The organism is Pseudomonas sp. JAI111 (assembly GCF_024809425.1).
In the GTDB taxonomy this organism is placed as follows: Bacteria; Pseudomonadota; Gammaproteobacteria; order Pseudomonadales; family Pseudomonadaceae; genus Aquipseudomonas.
The window spans coordinates 1,070,043-1,089,775 of sequence record NZ_JANUCB010000001.1 but is presented as its reverse complement, the minus strand read 5'-3'; the positions used below and the strand labels follow the sequence as shown (position 1 = coordinate 1,089,775).

The following is a 19,733-nucleotide window of genomic DNA, read 5'->3' as shown; positions in this document are numbered from 1 at the left end:
AGCAAATAGGGCCAAACCACGAGGTTTATGGCAAACTTCGCGCCTATAAACGCCGGTCCCGCGGTTTTGAGCCCCTTCAGGTTCGGGCGGTACGGAATAAAGCGATGCCAGGTGTGCTTGCCGTGACGGAAGCAGACCCTTTGTGTGTTGGTACGTCGGTGCCAATACTTTCTGCCTGAACAGATTAGAGAAACGACCATGCATAACGTCGTCATCAGCGGCACCGGCCTGTACACCCCGGCCAACAGCATTTCCAACGAAGAGCTGGTGCAGTCTTTCAACGCTTACGTCGCGCAGTTCAACGCCGACAACGCCGAGGCCATCGCCCGTGGTGAAGTCGAAGCGTTGACCGAGTCCAGCGCTGCGTTCATCGAAAAAGCGTCTGGCATCAAAAGCCGCTTTGTCATGGATAAGGACGGCATCCTCGACCCGAAACGCATGGCGCCACGGCTGCCTGAGCGTTCCAACGACGAATGGTCGGTGCTTTGCCAGATGGCCATCGGTGCCGCCGAGCAAGCCTTGCAGCGCGCCGGCAAGACCGCCGCGGACATCGACGGCGTAATCGTCGCGTGTTCCAACCTGCAACGGGCTTACCCGGCCATTGCCATCGAAGTTCAGGAAGCGCTGGGCATCCAGGGTTTCGGTTTCGACATGAACGTGGCGTGCTCCTCGGCGACTTTCGGTATCCAGGCAGCCGCCAACAGCGTGCAACTGGGCCAGGCCCGGGCGATCCTGATGGTCAACCCGGAAGTCTGCACCGGTCACCTGAACTTCCGCGACCGCGACAGCCACTTCATCTTCGGCGACGCCGCCACGGCAGTGATCATCGAGCGTGCTGATCTGGCGACGTCCAAGTATCAGTTCGATGTGGTCAGCACCAAACTGCTGACCAAGTTCTCCAACAACATCCGCAATAACTTCGGCTTCCTCAACCGCGCGGCGGAAGAGGGTATCGGCACCAAAGACAAGCTGTTCGTCCAGGAAGGCCGCAAGGTATTCCGCGACGTCTGCCCGATGGTTGCCGAGCTGATCGCTACCCACCTGGAAGAAAACAAGCTCAACATCGGTGACGTGAAACGCTTCTGGTTGCACCAGGCCAACCTGAGCATGAACCACCTGATCGTCAAGAAACTGCTGGGGCGCGAAGCCACCGAAGAAGAAGCGCCGGTGATTCTGGACACCTACGCCAACACCAGTTCGGCCGGTTCGGTGATTGCGTTTCACAAGAATCAGGACGATCTGGCCGCGGGTTCGCTGGCCGTGCTCAGCTCGTTCGGTGCCGGCTACTCGATTGGCAGCGTGATTCTGCGCAAGCGTTAAGTGAGCGGTTGTCGCACTTTCCTTTGGCTCTCGAAGACTTTTCCTACATTCGAAGTCGTCAGGACGTTGTAATTTTCGGACATGACAGCAGGACTTTGCTTACGGCAAGATCCTGCTGGCTCATATTCGAGGTCGGGACAAGGGGATTTGCAAATGGCGGCTGACGACGCGCAACTGCTGGAGCGGTTACTGGCAGGTGAGCAACTGGCTTTCAAAGAGTTGGTCAGCACTTACCAGAGCGCCATGCGCGCAGTGGCGTACGCCATTGTGGGTAACCGGCATGCCGACGAAGTGGTGCAGGATGCCTGGCTGTCGGTGGTACGTAGCCTGAAAGGGTTCGAGGGGCGTTCCAGCCTCAAGACCTGGTTGCTGACCATCACCGCAAACTCGGCCAAGGGTCGCTACAAGCAAAATCGTCGGGAAGTCTTGCTCGATGACCTTCCATCGCCTCACGGCACCCTCGATGACGATCGTTTTTCACCCGGAGATGGCCACTGGCTGATCGCCCCGTTCGCCTGGCATCAAGACACTCCTGAGGCGCTGTTGACCGAAAACGAGTTGCGCGAGTGCCTTGAGCACACCTTGCTAAGCTTGTCGGAACTGCAAAGCAGTGTTCTGTTACTTCGCGAGCGTCAGGGACTGGAGCTGGAAGAGATCTGTAATCTTCTGGAAATCTCTCTCTCCAATGTTCGCGTGCTGCTGCATCGGGCACGGTTGAAGGTCTTTGCGACCGTAGAACATTTTGAGGAAACCGGCGAATGCTGACCTGCAAGGAACAAGTGGCACGCTCCAGCGACTACCTCGATGGCCAACTGAGTTTTCGTGAGCGACTGATGGTGCGCCATCATCTGATGTTCTGCCCCAATTGTCGGCGGTTCATTCGGCAGATGCGGTTGATGCAGGCAACGTTGCGTATTTTGCCGCAGAAGGTTGTGCCGGATATCGATGCGCTCGCCGAGCGTCTCGCCGCGGAGCGTCGCAAGGACATTCCGTAGATCGATGAAGTTGTCGCGGGGGAGGAGAAGCAGGCCGGCGTGGATGCACCGAACGGATGATGGGGATCGATCCATCCAGGCCAGACTGTAAAAGCGCCTCAAGCGTCCATGACCTGAGGCGTATGGCGGTGGTGCTTAGAACTTGGCTTCGGCATCCAGTTGCAGGGTGTTGATGTCCGAATCTTTCTTGTTGATGTTGGCGTTGGTTTGGTCAGACGTCGCCAGGAAGTACGTCGCGCCCAGGTTGAAGTTCTTGTCCAACTCGTAGCTCACTTTCAACTTGCTGCCGCGCGAACCGGTGAAGCCGTTGGCGAAGTCGGAGTCGGTGAAGGCGCCGACAACCGAGTTACGCTGTACATCGCGGTAGTTGTAGTCCACTGCGAAGCCGTAGATCTTGGACTTGACGCCGGCCAACCAACCAGTGTCCTGATCGTTGCTCGCGTCTTTGTTGTTGACGTACTGACCGTACAACGAGAGCGGTACTGGCAGGTTGCTGAAGTCGAGTTGACCAAAGCCTTCATACAGTTTGAAGCGTTCGTTCGGGCTGTTGCCGTTGACGGCCAGGGCGCATGGCGCGGTGACAGTGCCGGTGGTCGGGCAGGCGCTGTTCGCGTCGTTGTCGTACGAATAGATACTGCCGCCCAAGGTCATTTTCATGCTGTCGGTGATGGCGAAGCGCGCACCCAACTGGCCAGCGTACAGACGCAGGTCGTGTTTGAACTGCACGCCTTCGCCGTCGACGTTGTCCTTGAGGGTGTAGTGACCGGCGCTACCGAACAGCTCGGTGCTGCCGCCCAGCGGGTATTTGTAAGTCGCTGCCAGGCCTTCCGGGTTGATGTCGCTATCCCAGATGATGTCGCCCATGCTCACCCATTGTTGCGGCATCTTGCCGCCGACGAGGTGCAGGTTCTTGATCGCGTCCGGATGGTAATCGACGTAACCCTGGTCCAGCCAGATCGACTTCTTGTCGAAGTAGTTGTTCAGGTCCTGGTTGGTGGAGCGGGCATCATCGTTGCTGCCGGTTGCAATGCGAATGCCGGTGTCGACTTGCGGGTTGATTTCGCTGTAGGCACCCAGGCGGGCACGAATGCGCTGGCGATCCTGGTCTTTGTTGTTTGGAACGCCATCGTTTTTCACGGTTTCCTGACGGAACCGCACGTCGCCCTTGAATTGGGTCTTGGCGGCCCAGGCGAGTTTCTGGTCGAAGGTGCTCAGTTCCGTGGTCTTCTTCGCGGTGGCTGCGATTTGCTCGTTGGCCTCTTGTTGAGCCTGACGGGCGATTTGCTGGTCTTTCTGATCCCTGGCCAGCTCGGCTTGCAGTTCGGTGTACTGAGAAGGCGTGATGGAACCGTTCGCCTTGAGCATGTCGAGCAGTTTGGCGTCGACTGCGGCGCTGGCCGGAACGCTCATGGCCAGCAGCAGACCGCCACACAGGGCTGCCGCAGTTTTCGTGGAAGCAAGACGCATATCAATCTCCGAAGATGTAAGGGGATGACAAAGCCATCCAGGACACAACCGACCATTGATGGACGGAAACAGGGAAAGGTTTAGAACCCGGCGCTATAAAAACTGGCGCCAGTATCGCGATGGTTTATGACAAACCAGTGGCAAAGTAATGGCGGGTCGATGACGATACAAAGCGCGAGTGAACTTTCTATTCCGGGCTTTGTCAGCGAATCGCGAGTGTGGATTGCGCCGCGATAAGCGATACTCGCGGGGCTGTCGCGCCAAGAAGTGGAGAGGAAGTTGATGCCGTTGCAACGCCTGGAAAGTCTGTCCGATGTCTCACCGCGCGCCTGGGATGCCTTGGTGCCGCAGGCTCAGCCGTTCCTGCGCCATGCTTTCCTCAGTGCGCTGGAAGACAGCGCCAGCCTCGGCCCGCATTCCGGCTGGCAGCCCGAGCATTTACTGCACACCGAAGGCGGGCGGCTGATCGCGGCGTTGCCCAGTTACCGAAAATGGCATTCCTACGGCGAGTATGTGTTCGACCACGCCTGGGCCGATGCCTGCGAGCGTGCCGGTATCGACTATTACCCCAAGCTGCTGACCGCCGTGCCGTTCAGTCCGGTCAGCGGGCCGCGCTTGCTGGCGGCCAGTGTCGAAGACGGTTTCGAATTGCTGAAGAGCCTGCCGGGCTACCTTGAGATCGAAGAACTTTCCAGCGCTCACATCAATTTCACCGACCCGTTCACCGACGCCGCATTGGCCGAACAGCCAGGCTGGTTGCAGCGAGTTGGCTGTCAGTACCATTGGCAGAATCGCGGTTATCGGGATTTTCAGGACTTTCTCGATGCGCTCAGTTCTCGCAAGCGCAAGCAGATGCGCAAGGAACGCGAGCAGGTGGCGGGGCAGGGCATTGAGTTTGAATGGCTTGAAGGTGGGCAGCTGGATCAGGCGCAGTGGGATTTCGTCTACGCCTGTTACGCCAATACCTACGCGGTGCGTCGGCAAGCGCCGTACCTGACGCGCGAGTTTTTCAGTCTGCTGGCCGAACGCATGCCCGAATCCATTCGCGTGGTCCTGGCCAAGCAAGGCTCACGGCCGGTAGCAATGGCTTTCAGCCTGGTGGGCGGCGACAGCTTTTACGGGCGTTATTGGGGTTGCCTGGCGGAGTTCGACCGCCTGCACTTCGAGACCTGTTTTTATCAGGGCATGGACTACGCGATCGCCAATGGCTTTCAGCGTTTCGATGCTGGCGCCCAGGGCGAGCACAAGCTGATTCGCGGCTTTGAACCGGTCATCACCCATTCCTGGCATTACCTGCGCCATCCTGGCCTGAAAGCTGCGGTCAAAGACTTCCTGCAACAGGAACGCCTCGGGGTGTTGGCCTATGCCGAGGAAGCGAGGACCGCCTTGCCTTATCGACAAGACTGATCCTCGCCGAGAGGCATCAAGTGCTTGCCTTGCCCAACCAGCGATAGGTCGCGCCGCCAATCACCGCACCCAGCAGCGGCGCCACCCAGAACATCCACAATTGCGCGATGGCCCAGCCGCCGACGATCAGCGCCGGGCCTGTGCTGCGTGCCGGGTTGACCGAGGTGTTGGTGACGGGAATCGAGATCAAGTGGATCAGCGTCAAGGCCAGGCCGATGGCGATAGGGGCAAGCCCGGCGGGCGCGCGGTTGTCGGTGGCGCCGAGGATGATCAGCACGAACATTGCGGTCATCACCAGTTCACAGACAAAGCCTGTGGCCATCGAGTATTTACCCGGAGAATGTTCGCCGTAGCCGTTGGAGGCCAGTCCGGCCGAAAGGTCGAAGCCTTCCTTGCCGCTGGCGATGTAGTAGATCAAAGCGGCGGCGATAATCGAGCCAATGACCTGGGCGATGATGTAGGCGGGCAGCTCGTTGGCCGGGAAGCGACCCCCGACGCACAATCCGACCGAGACGGCGGGATTAAGGTGACAACCGGAGATATGGCCAATGGCGAACGCCATGGTCAACACGGTGAGGCCAAACGCGATGGCCACGCCCAGCACTCCAATCCCAAGCGGAGAAGATGCAGCGAGGACTGCACTGCCGCAACCTCCCAACACCAGCCAGAACGTACCCAACAACTCAGTGACTGAACGTTTGAACAGAGACATGAGAGCGTCCTTGATAGGCGGACCTATCATTGAGTGATGCTTCCTGCAGTTACGACAGGCTCGGATCCAGAACCTTGGCTGAGTACAGCAGGATTTTTGCGGATTTCCAGTGGAGATAAAAAACCGCCAGAGCCCGTGGTTGACGGGTTGTGGCGGCTTTTCAAGTTGTCGTAGACCCCTGTGGGAGCGAGCCTGCTCGCGATGGCGGCGTGCCAGTCGGCACACATGTCGGCTGTTACACCGCCATCGCGAGCAGGCTCGCTCCCACAGGGGGTAGGTGGTGAATCAGTCGATCCCGACAAAGCCGCCCGTCTGGTGCTGCCACAGCCGTGCATACAATCCGCCATGGGCCAGCAGCTCAGCGTGGCTGCCGGTTTCGGCGATCTTGCCGTTTTCCAGCACTACCAGCCGGTCCATCCGGGCGATGGTCGAGAGCCGGTGGGCGATGGCGATCACGGTTTTACCCTTCATCAAGGTTTCCAGGCTTTCCTGGATCGCCGCTTCGACTTCCGAGTCCAGCGCCGAGGTGGCTTCGTCCATGATCAGGATCGGCGCGTCCTTGAGCAGCACGCGAGCAATCGCAATCCGCTGACGCTGGCCGCCGGAGAGCTTCACCCCGCGTTCACCCACGTGCGCATCGAAACCGGTGCGGCCTTCGGAGTCCGTCAGCAAGGGAATGAACTCATCGGCCCGGGCCTTGTGCACCGCTTCCCAGAGTTGCGCGTCAGTGGCGTCCGGTTTGCCGTACAGTAAGTTGTCGCGGATCGAGCGGTGCAGCAGCGAAGTGTCCTGAGTGATCATGCCGATCCGTTCGCGCAGGCTTTCCTGGCCGACGTCGGCGATGTTCTGCCCGTCGATCAGAATCTGTCCGCCCTCGACGTCATACAGGCGCAGCAGCAAGTTGACCAACGTCGATTTACCGGCACCGGACGGACCGATCAGGCCAATCTTCTCACCCGGCTTGATGTCCAGATTGAGGTCGCCAATGATCCCGCTCTTCTTGCCGTAGTGGAAATTCACATGCTCGAAGCGCACTTCGCCACGGGCGACAGCCAGCGGTTTGGCCTGATCGCGATCGGTGACACTGACCGGCTGCGAGATGCTCTGCAAACCGTCCTGGACCATGCCGATGTTTTCGAAAATGCCAGTGACCACCCACATGATCCAGCCTGACATGTTAACGATGCGGATCACCAGACCGGTCGCCAATGCAATGGCGCCGACCGTGATCAGCGACTGTGTCCACAGCCACAGGGCCAGGCCTGTGGTAGTGACGATCAGCAAGCCGTTCATGGTGGTAATGACCACGTCCATGCTGGTGACCACGCGGCCGGCCAGTTGGGCTTTGACCGTCTGTTCCTCGATGGCTTCCTTGGCGTATTGCTGTTCGAAATTGGTGTGGGCAAACAGCTTCAACGTGGTGATGTTGGTGTAGCCATCGACAATGCGCCCCATCAGTTTTGAGCGCGCATCCGAGGACACCACCGAGCGCTCCTTCACTCGTGGCACGAAGTAATACAGCGCACCGACGTAGGCGGCGATCCAGCTCAGCAGCGGAATCATCAGGCGCCAGTCGGCTTCGGCAAACAGCACCAGCGAACTGATCGCATAGATCAGCACGTGCCACAGCGCGTCCACCGCTTGTACGGCGGAATCGCGCAACGAGTTGCCGGTCTGCATGATGCGCTGGGCGATACGCCCGGCGAAGTCGTTCTGGAAGAAATTAAGGCTCTGTTTGAGCACATAACTGTGGTTTTGCCAGCGGATCATGCTGGTCATGCTGGGGCTCAGCGTCTGATGCACCAGCAGGTCATGCAAACCCACGAACACCGGGCGCAGGATCAGCGCCACGACGGCCATCCATGCCAGTTCGATGCCGTGTTCCTTGAAGAAGTTGACGTCGGGCGCGCCTTGGGCGAGGTCAATGATGCGGCTCAGGTAGCTGAACAGCGCCACTTCGATCAGTGCACCAAACAGGCCGACGATCAGCAGGGCGGCGAAACTCGGCCAGACCTGCTTCAGGTAATAGGTATAGAAGGGGAGAACCCGATCCGGCGGAGCCGCCGTCGGTGCATCACGGAAAATGTCGATCAGTTTTTCAAAACGGCGATAAAGCATCAGTTCTCCGCCCGCTCGCGGGCTTTCCTTTGAACGAAATGAGCGGCGCCGGACACGGCAGCCGCTCAAGCACTCCTGTGCAGTTTAGTTGATGACTTTGGCGGACTTGATGAATACCGGGTCAGCCGGAACATCTTTCATGCCGCTCTTGGTGGTGGTCGGGGAGTTGACGATGACGTCAACCACGTCCATGCCCTTGACCACTTTGCCGAACACGGCGTAACCGTCACCGCTGTCGAGGAAATCGTTGTCCTTGACGTTGATGAAGAACTGGCTGGTGGCCGAATCCGGATCGGAAGTGCGAGCCATGGACAATGTGCCACGTACGTTATGCAGACCGTTCTTGGACTCGTTCTTGATCGCTGCCTTGGTTTCTTTTTGCTGCATTTGTTGGGTAAAACCGCCGCCCTGGACCATGAAGCCCGGGATCACACGGTGGAAAATCGTGTTGTTGTAGAAGCCGCTGTTCACGTAATCAAGGAAGTTCTTGGTACTGATCGGCGCCTTGACCGGGTCCAGTTCGATCTCAATAGTGCCGTTGGTGGTGATCAATTCAACGTGCGGCGCCTTGGCTGGCGTGGCAGCCATCAGGTTGGCGGCAAACAGTACGGAGCCAGCGACGAGGGCAATTTTTTTCAGCATGGGTCAGTGATCCTGAGTGGGGTGGTGTCAACTGCGGTGAGAAACTCGAGCAGCGTTTGGTTGAAGCGTTCCGGTTGATCCAGCGGGGTGGCGTGGCGCGAATCGGCGATCACCACCAGCCGCGCATCGGGCAGCAATTTTACGTACGCCTCTTTCAGCGAGACCGGTGTGTAGTCACGGTCGGCACTGATGATGAGGGTTGGACAGGACACCTTTGAAAGTCGTTCCTGAACCCCCCAGCCAACGATCGCATCGAAGCTGGCGAGATAAGCATGTTTGTCGTTTTTTGCCCAGCGCTCAGCCATCTTTTGACGCAAATGGGCCTGTTCCGGTTTAGGGAACAGTTTGGCGCCCAAGGCTTTGCCAATGGTGCCCAGACTGAGGACGCGCATCAGGCTCCAGCGCTTGAACCATTGCCAATAGTCGTCACGGCTGCGCAATTTGACCTCGGGCGCACTGTTGACGATGGTCAGGCTTTTGAGCAATTGCGGCTGATCCACGGCCAGTTGAAAGCCGATCATGCCGCCCATCGAAAGTCCGACATAGTGTGTCGGCCCCAGATTCAGATGCTCGATCAGGGCGACGAGGTCGGCGCTGAACCCGGCGATGCTGTAGCGCTCGCGGGGTTTGTCAGAGCGGCCATGGCCGCGCACATCCGGGACGATGACCCGGTAACGGGCCGACAGCGCCGGGATCTGTTCTTCCCAGTCCAGGGTGCTGGAACCCAGGCCGTGGACCAGCAGCAGCGGCGTGCCGTGGCCGTATTCCTCATAGTGCAGGTTGCAACCTTCGTGTTCGAAATAGGCCATGGGTTCACTCCGTGTCAGGCTTGTTCAGGGGCGGCAAACGCTGCATCCAGCGGCGCGGTATCAAAGGTACGCAGCAGTTCGATGAGAATCTGCGTGGCCGGGCCCAAGGGTTTTTCCTTGTTCGAATACAGGTAGAAGCTCGGATTGCGGCTGCCACCCTGGTCCAACGGTAGCAGCTTGAGCGTGCCTTCCTTGAGTTCGCGTTCGATCATGTGTCGGGGCAGCCAGGCGAAACCCAGGCCGCTGCTGACAAAAGTTGCCGCGGTGGCCAGGCTGCCGACGGTCCAGCGCTGCTCTGCGCCGAGCCAGCCGACGTCCCGAGGTTGCTGGCGACCGGAATCTCGGATCACCACTTGTAGCTGGCTTTCAAGGTCCTGGAAATTCAATTCGCGGTTGAGGCGATGCAGGGCATGTTCGGGGTGGGCGACCGCGACGAATTCAACGTCGCTCAACTCCGCCCCCAGGTATCCCGAAATGCTGAAGCTGCTGATGGCCAGGTCAGCCACGCCTTCGAGCAACACTTCCTCGACGCCCGACAACACTTCTTCACGCAGGCGCACCCGGCAACCGCGGCTTTGCGGCATGAACGCCGTCAGGGCGCGCACAAGGCGGGCACTCGGGTACGCGGCGTCGACCACCAGCCGTACTTCCGCTTCCCAGCCTTGCTCCATGTGGTGGGCCAGGTCTTCCAGTTGACTGGCCTGTTTCACCAGTTGTCGCGAGCGACGCAACAACACGCCGCCGGCCTCGGTCAGCACCGCCTTGCGGCCGTCGATGCGCAACAGCGGTACGCCAAGCTGGTCCTGCATGCGCGCCACGGTGTAGCTCACCGACGATTGCGAGCGGTGCAGCGCTTCGGCGGCCTGGGCGAAACCGCCGTGGTCGACCACGGCCTGCAACGTTCGCCATTGATCAAGGGTCACGCGGGGCGCTTTCATGAATAGCTCCTCTTGTCCTAAGCTGGCAGTCCTTATTGGAGACTGCTGAATGAAAAAGCTTTGTTGTGTGGTATCGGGTTGCATGCTGCTGGCGATGCTGCCGCTGACGGCGTTTGCTTATCCGGTCGATGTTCAAAAAAAGCTGAACGGCATGAGCATCGACTACAACGCGTATGACACGGATAGCGACATCGCCTCCATACAGGTGAACAACTACGGCACCACCGATGCGAACTGTACGGTGGTGTTCAACAATGGCCCGGAAGCGCCGCGCACCCGCAAGATCGAAGTGCCCGCCGGCAAACACAAAAACGCCACCGCCAAGTTCACCCGCACCATCATCAAGATGCGCATCGACCTGACGTGCTCGCCTAAATGACACCCGGCGGAGCACACCCACACGGCATGCTCCGCTTATAAACGAAATTGTTGATGGGTTATAGCAGTTATTTGCGCTTTTTCATCGATATGACTCTGTTTAACCTTCACTCCATCGCCTTACAGCATTCTCAGATGGAGCCTACATCCCATGTCACGCGTTCTGATCATCGAAAGCAGCGCCCGTCAGCAAGACTCGGTTTCTCGTCAACTGACCCAGACCTTCATTAGCCAGTGGCAAGCCGCCCACCCCGCCGACCAGATCACCGTGCGTGACCTTGCGGTGAACCCGGTGCCGCACCTGGACATCAACCTGCTCGGCGGCTGGATGAAACCTGCCGACCAACGCAACGACATCGAACAGGTTGCCCTGGATCGCTCCAATGCGTTGACCGACGAACTGTTGGCTGCCGACGTGCTGGTCATGGCCGCACCGATGTACAACTTCGCCATCCCAAGCACCTTGAAAGCCTGGCTCGACCATGTGCTGCGTGCCGGTGTGACCTTCAAGTACACCGAGACCGGCCCGCAAGGCCTGCTCAGCGGCAAGCGCGCCTACGTGCTGACCGCTCGCGGCGGGATCTATGCCGGCAGCGCCTCTGATCACCAGGAACCGTACCTGCGTCAGGTAATGGCTTTCATCGGGATCCACGACGTGACCTTTATTCACGCCGAAGGCATGAACCTGGGCGGTGACTTCCAGGAGAAAGGTCTGAACCAGGCCAATGCCAAACTTTCCCAAGTGGCTTGAGGCTTTAATCGCCAGATAATCCCTTGATGTTCAAGTGACCTGGCGCAACCCCTTCAAGGCTTTACGCGTATCGAACCTCCCTTTGCACTTGTTGCTCCTGAGTGCTGTAGCCCGATTGAACGCTTTAGCGAGATCGGGCTTTTTTTTGCCTGCGATTTGACGGGCATACCCATAACCCTGTGGGAGCGGGCTTGCCCGCGATAGCGGTGTATCAGGCTGCATTGAAGTCGAATGACACACCGCATTCGCGGGCAAGCCCGCTCCCACAGGGGATGTGTGTGTTGGCGGACTGTTCGCGATAACGAAAAAAACCCGCTATCGTCGCCGCCATTCGAAACGAGGCGAGCATGGGCTATCTACTTTTTGTCACGCTGATCCAGGCGTTTTCCTTCAGTCTGATCGGCGAATACCTGGCCGGTCACGTCGACAGTTACTTCGCGGTGCTGGTGCGGGTGTTGCTGGCGGGGCTGGTGTTCATTCCGCTGACACGCTGGCGTTCGGTAGAACCGGCGTTCATGCGCGGCATGCTGCTGATCGGCGCCTTGCAGTTCGGCGTGACGTACGTTTGCCTGTACCTGAGCTTCCGGGTGCTGACCGTGCCGGAAGTGTTGCTGTTCACCATCCTCACGCCGCTGCACGTGACCCTCATCGAAGACGCGCTGAACCGACGCTTCAATCCGTGGGCTCTGGTCGCGGCATTGGTGGCGGTGATGGGCGCGGCAGTGATTCGCTACGACCGGATCAACCCGGACTTCTTCATGGGCTTCCTGCTGTTGCAACTGGCCAACTTCACCTACGCCGCCGGGCAGGTGCTTTACAAGCATCTGGTGGCGCGACATCCGAGCGATCTGCCGCATTATCGACGGTTTGGCTATTTCTATCTGGGTGCCTTGGCGGTGGTATTGCCGGCGTTCCTGCTGTTCGGCAAACAGAACTTCCTGCCTGAAGCACCGCTGCAATGGGGCGTGCTGGTATTCCTCGGCCTGGTCTCGACCGCGTTGGGGATGTACTGGTGGAACAAGGGCGCGTGCCTGGTGAATGGCGGGACCTTGGCGGTGATGAATAACCTGCACGTCCCTCTGGGGTTGCTGATCAATCTGCTGATCTGGAATCAGCATGAGGAGTTGGGGCGATTATTCTTTGGTGGGGCGGTGATTCTGGCGGCGGTGTGGATCAGTCGGTTGGGCATCCGCAAACCTGCAATCGCTCACTAAACCCGGCGTTATTTCTCCGATAACTGCTCCACCAAAAACTCAATGAACGTCCGGGTTTTCTGCGGGACCTTACGTGCCGAAGGGTACACCGCGTTGATCGTGATCGCGGGGGCCTGCCATTCACACATCACCGGCACCAGGCGACCAGCCGCCAGTGCATCCTCGACAATGAAGTTTGGCAACAGGGCGATGCCCATGCCGGCTTCGGCGGCCTGAGCGAGCAAGTCGCCATTGTTGGCGTGTAAAGGGCCGGTCACGTTGACCCGTTGAGTTTCCGTGCCGTTACACAGCTGCAAGCTGACGCCACTTTGCAGGTACCCGTAGTTGAGGCACTGATGGGCGCGCAAGTCTTGCGGGGTCTGCGGTATGCCTGCGCGCGCCAGATACGCCGGGGACGCCACCATGATGCGCGGAGCCGGCGCCAGCTGCCGGGCGATCATCGTCGAGTCCGGCAGGCTGGCGATGCGGATGGTCACATCGAAACCACCACGTACCGGGTCTACCTGCTGGTCGCTGAGCACCAGTTGCAGCTCGATGTTCGGGTGCTGCTCATGGAACAGCGGGATCAGTGGCCCCAATCGGCGCAAGCCGAAGGACATCGGCGCATTGACCCGCAACACTCCGCGCAATTCGCCGATGCCATTACGCGCGCGCTGTTCGGCATCGTCCAGTGCGGCCAGCACTTCGCGGGCGGCGTCGAAGTATTCGGCGCCAGCCTCGGTCAAGTGCAGGCTGCGGGTAGTGCGCTGCAGCAATTGCACACCGATGGCTTCCTCCAGCGCCTGAATCTGTTTACTGACTTTTGATCGCGGCACATCCATTGCCCGTGCAGCCGCGGCAAAACCATTCTCGCCGACCGTGACGACAAAGGCGCGCATACATTCGATGCGATCCATGATTGTCCCTATTTTAGAATCAATGATTCTCGATTTTATGGGATTGTCCCTTTTTGTGCCAGCTTCTAAAGTGACATCCAAGCCGACGACAAAGCCGCTGACGGCAACTTCGACTCACCCATTACTGACCTTGAAAAATCGACATCAAAAGGAACGCGCCATGTCTATTCGTGAACTGCTCAACCCAACCAACTCCGCCCTGATCCTGATCGACCACCAGCCACAAATGGCTTTTGGCGTGCAGTCAATCGACCGTCAAACGCTGAAGAACAACACGGTAGGCCTGGCCAAGGCCGCCAAGATTTTCAACGTGCCGACCATCTACACCTCGGTTGAAACTGAAAGCTTCAGCGGTTACATCTGGCCCGAGTTGCTGGCGGTTCACCCGGAGCAAAAGCCGATCGAGCGCACCTCGATGAACTCGTGGGAAGACAAGGCACTGGTTGACGCAGTGAAAGCCACCGGCCGCAAGAAGCTGATCATTGCCGCGCTGTGGACCGAGGTCTGCCTGACCTTCCCGGCACTCGAAGCATTGGCGGAAGGCTACGAGGTGTACATCGTCACTGACGCCTCTGGCGGTACCAGCAAAGAAGCGCACGACATGTCGGTGCAGCGGATGATTCAGGCCGGTGCCGTACCGGTAACCTGGCAACAGGTCCTGCTTGAGTATCAGCGTGATTGGGCACACAAGGACACTTATGAAGCGGTAATGGAATTGGTACTGGAACACAGCGGCGCGTATGGCATGGGCGTGGATTACGCTTACACCATGGTGCACAAGGCACCTCAGCGTCAGATCAAGTAACCCGCCAACCTCGCAAAACAATGCAAGTCCATGTAGGAGCGGGCTTGCTCGCGAAGGCGAAGTGTCAGTCGACATCTGCTTTGACTGACACACCGCTTTCGCGAGCAAGCCCGCTCCCACATTGGGTTCTGCGGGGGTTACATGATGTGTTTTTCAGGCTCGGGAATGTGGCTTGCGCCCAACATGGCCGGCAGTAACCCCGCTCGCAAATCCCCACCACTCGGTTGCTGATACAGGCTCAAGCCAAACTCCGGCAGCACCGCCAGCAGGTAATCGAAAATATCCCCCTGAATCCGCTCGTAATCGGCCCACGCCGTGGTGCGGGTGAAGCAGTAGATTTCCAGCGGGATGCCTTGGGCGGTGGTCTGCATCTGGCGGACCATGCACGTCATGTTCGGCTGGACCTCCGGGTGACTCTTCAAATACGCCAGCGCATAGGCGCGGAAGGTGCCGATGTTGGTCATTCGCCGACGGTTGGCGGACATCGCCGCCACATTGCCCTGAGCCTCGTTCCAGGCCTTGAGTTCGGCCTGTTTGCGGCTGATGTAGTCGGTCAGCAGATGAACCTGAGACAACTTCAACTCTTCGTCATCGCGGATGAAGCGCACGCCACTGGCGTCGATGAACAGGCTGCGCTTGATCCGTCGGCCGCCGGACTGTTGCATGCCGCGCCAGTTCTTGAACGACTCGGACATCAGGCGCCAGGTCGGAATGGAGACGATGGTCTTGTCAAAGTTTTGCACTTTCACCGTGTGCAGCGTGATGTCCACCACGTCACCGTCGGCACCGACTTGCGGCATCTCGATCCAGTCGCCGACCCGCAGCATGTCGTTGCTGGTCAGTTGCACGCTGGCAACGAACGACAGCAGGGTGTCCTTGTAGACCAACAGAATCACCGCCGACATGGCACCCAGGCCAGACAGCAGCAACAGCGGCGAACGGTCGATCAGCGTGGCGACGATGATGATCGCGCCAAACACATACAGCACCATTTTCGTCAGTTGCACGTAGCCTTTGATCGAGCGGGTGCGGGCATGCTCGGTGCGCGCGTAGATGTCCAGAAGGGCGCTGAGCAGGGCACTGACCGCCAGCAACAGGAACAGAATGGTGAACGACAGCGCGACATTGCCGAGGAAAATCAGGCTGGTCTTGCTCAATTCCGGCACCAGATGCAGGCCGAACTGGATCACCAGCGAGGGCGTCATCTGCGCCAGCCGATGAAACACTTTGTTGTGACGAAAGTCGTTGATCCAGTGCAACGCTGGCTGGCGACCGAGAATTTTGGTCGCATGCAGAATGAGGTAGCGCGCCACTCGTCCGAGGACCAGCGCAATCATCAGCAGCAGGATCAGCGCCAGGCTGGAATGCAGGAGCGGGTGCTGATCGAGGGCACCCCAAAGGTCTTGGGCGTTGAGCCAGAGCTGTTTGATATCCATGGGCGAAAACGGTTCTTCTATGGGACGCGATGGGGCGATTAGAGCATTTAAGACGCAATGCACGACGTTTGGAGACAAATCAGGCAACAAAAAAGCCACTGTTTACCGTCGTTTGTATAAAGACACTCGGCCTTCGCGCTCGAAACCGTTACCCTATGCAGCTGTTTTTTTGTATTTCTTCGAGGTAGCACCCGTGTTTTCCCAATTCGCCCTGCACGAACGCCTGCTCAAAGCCGTGGCCGAGCTTAAATTTGTCGAGCCAACGCCAGTGCAAGCAGCGGCTATTCCGCTGGCGCTCCAAGGGCGTGACCTGCGGGTGACAGCGCAAACCGGTAGCGGCAAGACCGCTGCATTCGTTTTGCCAATCCTCAACCGTCTGATCGGCCCGGCGAAAGTCCGCGTCAGCATCAAGACCCTGATCCTGCTGCCGACCCGCGAACTGGCGCAGCAGACCATCAAGGAAGTCGAGCGCTTTGCGCAGTTCACTTTCATCAAATCCGGCCTGATCACCGGCGGTGAAGACTTCAAGGTCCAGGCCGCTATGCTGCGCAAGGTGCCGGACATCCTGATCGGTACGCCGGGCCGGATGATCGAGCAACTGAACGCCGGCAACCTCGACCTCAAGGAAGTCGAAGTGCTGGTCCTCGACGAAGCCGACCGCATGCTCGACATGGGCTTTGCCGAAGACGTCCAGCGCCTGGTGGAAGAGTGCACCAACCGCCAGCAGACCATGCTCTTCTCCGCTACCACCGGCGGTTCGGGTCTGCGCGAGATGGTCGCCAAGGTCCTGAACAATCCAGAACACTTGCAGCTGAACAACGTCAGCGATCTGAACGCGACTACTCGTCAGCAGATCATTACCGCTGACCACAACCAGCACAAAGAACAGATCGTCAACTGGCTGCTGGCCAACGAGACCTATCAGAAGGCCATCGTGTTCACCAACACCCGGGCCATGGCCGACCGTATCTACGGCCGCCTGGTGGCGCAGGACTACAAAGCGTTCGTCCTGCACGGTGACAAGGACCAGAAGGACCGCAAGCTGGCCATCGACCGCCTGAAGCAAGGCGGCGTGAAGATCCTCGTCGCCACAGACGTCGCCGCTCGCGGCCTTGACGTGGAAGGCCTGGACCTGGTGATCAACTTCGACATGCCCCGCAGCGGCGACGAATACGTTCACCGCATCGGTCGAACCGGTCGCGCCGGCAACGATGGCCTGGCCATCTCGCTGATCTGCCACGGCGACTGGAACCTGATGTCGAGCGTCGAGCGCTACCTCAAGCAGAGCTTCGAGCGCCGCACCATCAAGGAAGTCAAAGGCACCTACGGCGGACCGAAAAAGGTCAAGGCCTCGGGCAAAGCCGTTGGCGTGAAGAAGAAAAAGGTCGACGCCAAGGGCGACAAGAAGAAAACCGGCGCCAAGGCACCGACCAAGCGCAAGATCGCTAACCGCCCGAAGACCGACGCACTGTCGCTGGTCAGCAAGGACGGCATGGCGCCGCTCAAGCGCCGCAAGCCGGAAGCGCCAGCAGCTGAATAAGCCGTTGTAGCGATCCACAAAAAACCGGACTGATGTCCGGTTTTTTTATGCCCAGGATTTAACGGCTGATCAGCTTTCGACTTTTTTGTCTGCCGTTTGCAACTCCTTCAACCGTTGATCAATCAACTGGCACTTGTCCGGCAAATCCTTGCTGGCCGTGCCCAGATCCATCTTCTGCAACTCGGCGTTGATCTCTTTGGCCTTGGTCGGATTCTGCTCGGTGAGCCTGGACACTTCCTTGGCCAGCTGTTCGCGCTTGGCGGTGGCTTCCTCTGGCGTGCAGGCCCAAGAGGGGAGGGCACAGGCAAGCGTGGCGGCGAGGGTGAGCGTTATCAGGGTTTTCATGGCAGGCCTCGAATTCCGTGTTGGGCGGTTAAACGGTTGAGGTTGCAGGTAGCTGAAAGTTCATCTGGCTGTAGGACGCATGTCCTGCAGCCCTTCGGGAAGCATCTGATTTAACCACGACCGTTCGTCAGCTGATCTACTCGAATGGATCCATTATTTGACGTCAGAATGATGGCTCTCTAATATCGCGCCACTATTTTGATATCAGTTTCCATTTCGAGGGATCGAACATGTACCCACCCGCCCTCGTGGCGAGGTTGTGCCTGGCTTTGCTGTGCCTTTCTCCGCTGAGCCCTGCTTATGCCGCCCCCACCCCCGGTGAAACCGATCTGATCCGCGAACGCCAGGATCGCTTGCTCGAGGAGCAGCGTCGGCGTCTCGAAGAGCTCAAGGAATTACCCGGCAAGGAAGCCAAGCCCGCCGCACCCACGGCACCTGCCGACACGCGTTGCTTCCCGATCAAGGACATCGAACTCAAAGGTGCCTACAGCCTTTCCGATCGCGAAAAAACACGTCTGCTCAAGCCGTACATCGGCCAATGCCTGGGCGTCACCCAGCTCAACGAATTGCTGAAAGTCATCACCGATCACTACATCGAAAAAGGCCTGGTCACCAGCCGCGCCTACTTGCCACAGCAGGATTTGTCCGGCGGGCATTTGAAGGTGCTGGTGGTCGAAGGCAAGCTCGAAGGGTTGAAGGGCGCGCAAGACAGCCAGCTGTCCGACCGCGAACTGGCCATGGCTTTTCCGGGCAAGACCGGCGAGCTGGTCAACCTGCGTGAAATCGAGCAACTGGTCGACCAACTCAATCGCTTGCCATCCAACCAGGCACAAATGGAATTGGCGCCGGGCAAGAACGTCGGCGGCAGCGAAGTGCTGGTCAAGAACACTCCACAGAAGCCGTGGCGTGCCGGTTTGTCGCGCAGCAACGACGGCCAGCGCAGCACCGGCGAGCAGCAGTGGGGCACGACGTTCGATTGGGACAGCCCGCTGGGGCTGGCGGACCAGTTGAATCTACGCGGCGGTCACGATGCGGTGAGCGATCACCAGCACACCTCCAGCAACGCGATGCTCAATTACAACCTGCCGTGGGGTTGGTGGAACTTCAATTACACCTACAGCCAGAGTGACTATCGCTCATTGGCCCAAGCCAACGGCTTCAACTTCAAACAGACCGGCGACAGCGAAAACCATCAGCTACACGCCGAGCGTGTGATCCATCGCGACGCTGTGAGCAAGACGTCCCTCAGCACCGGCCTGTCTTACCTGCGCACCAACAACTTCATTGAAGACAGCAAGCTCAAGCTGAGCAGTAACCGCATCAGCGAAGCGCAGTTCGGCATCAACCACGGTCGGCGGATCGGCAGTGCCTTCGTCAACCTCGACCTCGGCATGCAGCAAGGCATCGGCGCGTTCGATGCGCAGGGCAACGGTCATCCGGGGCCCGGCGAACCCGACGCGCGCTATCGCAAATACACCGGCACCTTGAGCTACCTGCAACCGTTCAAGGTGTGGGGCGAGTCGTTCAGTTTCAGCAGCCTGATGACAGGCCAGCACAGTGAAGACGTGCTGTTCAGCCCGCAGCGCACCAGCCTCGGCGGGCTGTCTTCGATCCGCGGTTACAAGGATCAGTCCTTGTCCGGCGACAGCGGCGGCTACTGGCGCAACGACCTGCGCTGGAGCCGTCCGGTCACGCTGGAATGGCTACGCCCGGTGTTCGCCGAATATGGCACCAGCCTCGGCTACGACCAAGGCGTGATCACCCATGACCGCTACAACGGCGATCAGCACGGGCGCATGTCCAGCAACTCGGTCGAGTTGTTCGCGCGTGGTCAGCACCTGGCCGCCAGCGTGACCTTTGCCCATTCACTGGAACGTCCGGACACCCTGGCCGAGCGCGAAGCGCCGATCTATTTCCGCCTGGATCTCTTCCTCTAATTTCGCAGCATCGGGACCTTTCA

General features: G+C 58.9%; 18 protein-coding genes and 1 pseudogene. 10 read left to right on the top strand and 9 right to left on the bottom strand.

What is annotated here, in order from left to right:
- Window positions 1-198: 198 nt before the first annotated feature.
- The 3 genes from HNR03_RS05135 (at window position 199) to HNR03_RS05125 (ending at window position 2,315) form a co-directional block, all read left to right on the top strand.
- Window positions 199-1,320 carry a beta-ketoacyl-ACP synthase III gene (locus tag HNR03_RS05135; protein ID WP_222590222.1) on the top strand — a complete coding sequence of 374 codons (1,122 nt, stop codon included), beginning with the start codon at window positions 199-201 and terminating at the stop codon, window positions 1,318-1,320.
- A gap of 153 nt (window positions 1,321-1,473) precedes the next feature.
- Entirely contained in the window at window positions 1,474-2,085 is a 612-nt protein-coding gene (locus HNR03_RS05130) for an RNA polymerase sigma factor (protein ID WP_222590223.1), read from the top strand.
- Window positions 2,079-2,315 (top strand): anti-sigma factor, encoded by a 237-nt coding sequence (locus HNR03_RS05125; RefSeq protein ID WP_222590224.1) that lies wholly within the window; start codon window positions 2,079-2,081, stop codon window positions 2,313-2,315. The genes HNR03_RS05130 and HNR03_RS05125 overlap by 7 nt, the downstream gene beginning before the upstream one ends.
- Window positions 2,316-2,450: 135 nt before the next feature.
- On the opposite strand, the gene HNR03_RS05120 is transcribed toward HNR03_RS05125, so the two are convergent.
- On the bottom strand, window positions 2,451-3,782 hold the full coding sequence (locus HNR03_RS05120) for a putative porin (protein ID WP_259151337.1): 1,332 nt from the start codon (window positions 3,780-3,782) through the stop codon (window positions 2,451-2,453).
- Between the two features lie 282 nt (window positions 3,783-4,064).
- Here HNR03_RS05120 and HNR03_RS05115 point away from each other — a divergent pair, with 282 nt between their 5' ends.
- Entirely contained in the window at window positions 4,065-5,189 is a 1,125-nt protein-coding gene (locus tag HNR03_RS05115; RefSeq protein WP_259151335.1) for a GNAT family N-acetyltransferase, read from the top strand.
- 16 nt (window positions 5,190-5,205) lie between these two features.
- Here HNR03_RS05115 and aqpZ read toward each other — a convergent pair whose 3' ends face one another.
- The 5 genes and pseudogenes from aqpZ to HNR03_RS05090 form a co-directional block, all read right to left on the bottom strand.
- Window positions 5,206-5,901, bottom strand: coding sequence for an aquaporin Z (gene aqpZ, locus HNR03_RS05110; protein WP_259151334.1), 696 nt, complete (start codon window positions 5,899-5,901; stop codon window positions 5,206-5,208).
- A 285-nt stretch (window positions 5,902-6,186) separates the two neighbouring features.
- A complete protein-coding gene (locus HNR03_RS05105; protein WP_222590228.1) occupies window positions 6,187-8,019 on the bottom strand; it encodes an ABC transporter ATP-binding protein in 1,833 nt (610 codons plus the stop codon).
- An 84-nt stretch (window positions 8,020-8,103) separates the two neighbouring features.
- On the bottom strand, window positions 8,104-8,661 hold the full coding sequence (locus tag HNR03_RS05100) for a peptidylprolyl isomerase (RefSeq protein ID WP_259151330.1): 558 nt from the start codon (window positions 8,659-8,661) through the stop codon (window positions 8,104-8,106).
- A gap of 3 nt (window positions 8,662-8,664) precedes the next feature.
- A pseudogene (locus HNR03_RS05095) lies at window positions 8,665-9,470 on the bottom strand (alpha/beta fold hydrolase).
- A gap of 14 nt (window positions 9,471-9,484) precedes the next feature.
- Complete coding sequence (locus HNR03_RS05090) at window positions 9,485-10,408, bottom strand: LysR family transcriptional regulator (protein WP_259151324.1); 924 nt, start codon at window positions 10,406-10,408, stop codon at window positions 9,485-9,487.
- Window positions 10,409-10,457: 49 nt separating this feature from the next.
- Here HNR03_RS05090 and HNR03_RS05085 point away from each other — a divergent pair, with 49 nt between their 5' ends.
- The 3 genes from HNR03_RS05085 to HNR03_RS05075 all read left to right on the top strand — a co-directional run bounded on the left by HNR03_RS05085 (window position 10,458) and on the right by HNR03_RS05075 (window position 12,751).
- Window positions 10,458-10,787: a 3-phosphoglycerate kinase gene (locus HNR03_RS05085; RefSeq protein ID WP_259151322.1), complete on the top strand. Its 330-nt coding sequence runs from the start codon at window positions 10,458-10,460 to the stop codon at window positions 10,785-10,787.
- A gap of 150 nt (window positions 10,788-10,937) precedes the next feature.
- Window positions 10,938-11,537 (top strand): FMN-dependent NADH-azoreductase, encoded by a 600-nt coding sequence (locus HNR03_RS05080; RefSeq protein WP_259151321.1) that lies wholly within the window; start codon window positions 10,938-10,940, stop codon window positions 11,535-11,537.
- A gap of 347 nt (window positions 11,538-11,884) precedes the next feature.
- Window positions 11,885-12,751: a carboxylate/amino acid/amine transporter gene (locus HNR03_RS05075; protein WP_222590234.1), complete on the top strand. Its 867-nt coding sequence runs from the start codon at window positions 11,885-11,887 to the stop codon at window positions 12,749-12,751.
- 8 nt (window positions 12,752-12,759) lie between these two features.
- Here the strand turns inward: HNR03_RS05075 and HNR03_RS05070 are convergent, their stop codons facing one another.
- Entirely contained in the window at window positions 12,760-13,647 is an 888-nt protein-coding gene (locus HNR03_RS05070) for a LysR family transcriptional regulator (protein WP_222590235.1), read from the bottom strand.
- Between the two features lie 160 nt (window positions 13,648-13,807).
- Between HNR03_RS05070 and HNR03_RS05065 the strand changes: the two genes are divergently transcribed.
- Complete coding sequence (locus HNR03_RS05065) at window positions 13,808-14,452, top strand: hydrolase (protein ID WP_222590236.1); 645 nt, start codon at window positions 13,808-13,810, stop codon at window positions 14,450-14,452.
- Between the two features lie 137 nt (window positions 14,453-14,589).
- Here the strand turns inward: HNR03_RS05065 and HNR03_RS05060 are convergent, their stop codons facing one another.
- Window positions 14,590-15,888 (bottom strand): mechanosensitive ion channel family protein, encoded by a 1,299-nt coding sequence (locus tag HNR03_RS05060; protein WP_222590237.1) that lies wholly within the window; start codon window positions 15,886-15,888, stop codon window positions 14,590-14,592.
- A gap of 193 nt (window positions 15,889-16,081) precedes the next feature.
- Between HNR03_RS05060 and HNR03_RS05055 the strand changes: the two genes are divergently transcribed.
- Window positions 16,082-17,428, top strand: coding sequence for a DEAD/DEAH box helicase (locus HNR03_RS05055; protein WP_090181378.1), 1,347 nt, complete (start codon window positions 16,082-16,084; stop codon window positions 17,426-17,428).
- Window positions 17,429-17,497: 69 nt separating this feature from the next.
- Here HNR03_RS05055 and HNR03_RS05050 read toward each other — a convergent pair whose 3' ends face one another.
- Window positions 17,498-17,773, bottom strand: a complete 276-nt coding sequence (locus HNR03_RS05050) for a hypothetical protein (protein WP_259151313.1) — start codon at window positions 17,771-17,773, stop codon at window positions 17,498-17,500.
- Window positions 17,774-18,003: 230 nt separating this feature from the next.
- Between HNR03_RS05050 and HNR03_RS05045 the strand changes: the two genes are divergently transcribed.
- Window positions 18,004-19,710, top strand: a complete 1,707-nt coding sequence (locus HNR03_RS05045; RefSeq protein WP_259151312.1) for a ShlB/FhaC/HecB family hemolysin secretion/activation protein — start codon at window positions 18,004-18,006, stop codon at window positions 19,708-19,710.
- Window positions 19,711-19,733: the final 23 nt, after the last annotated feature.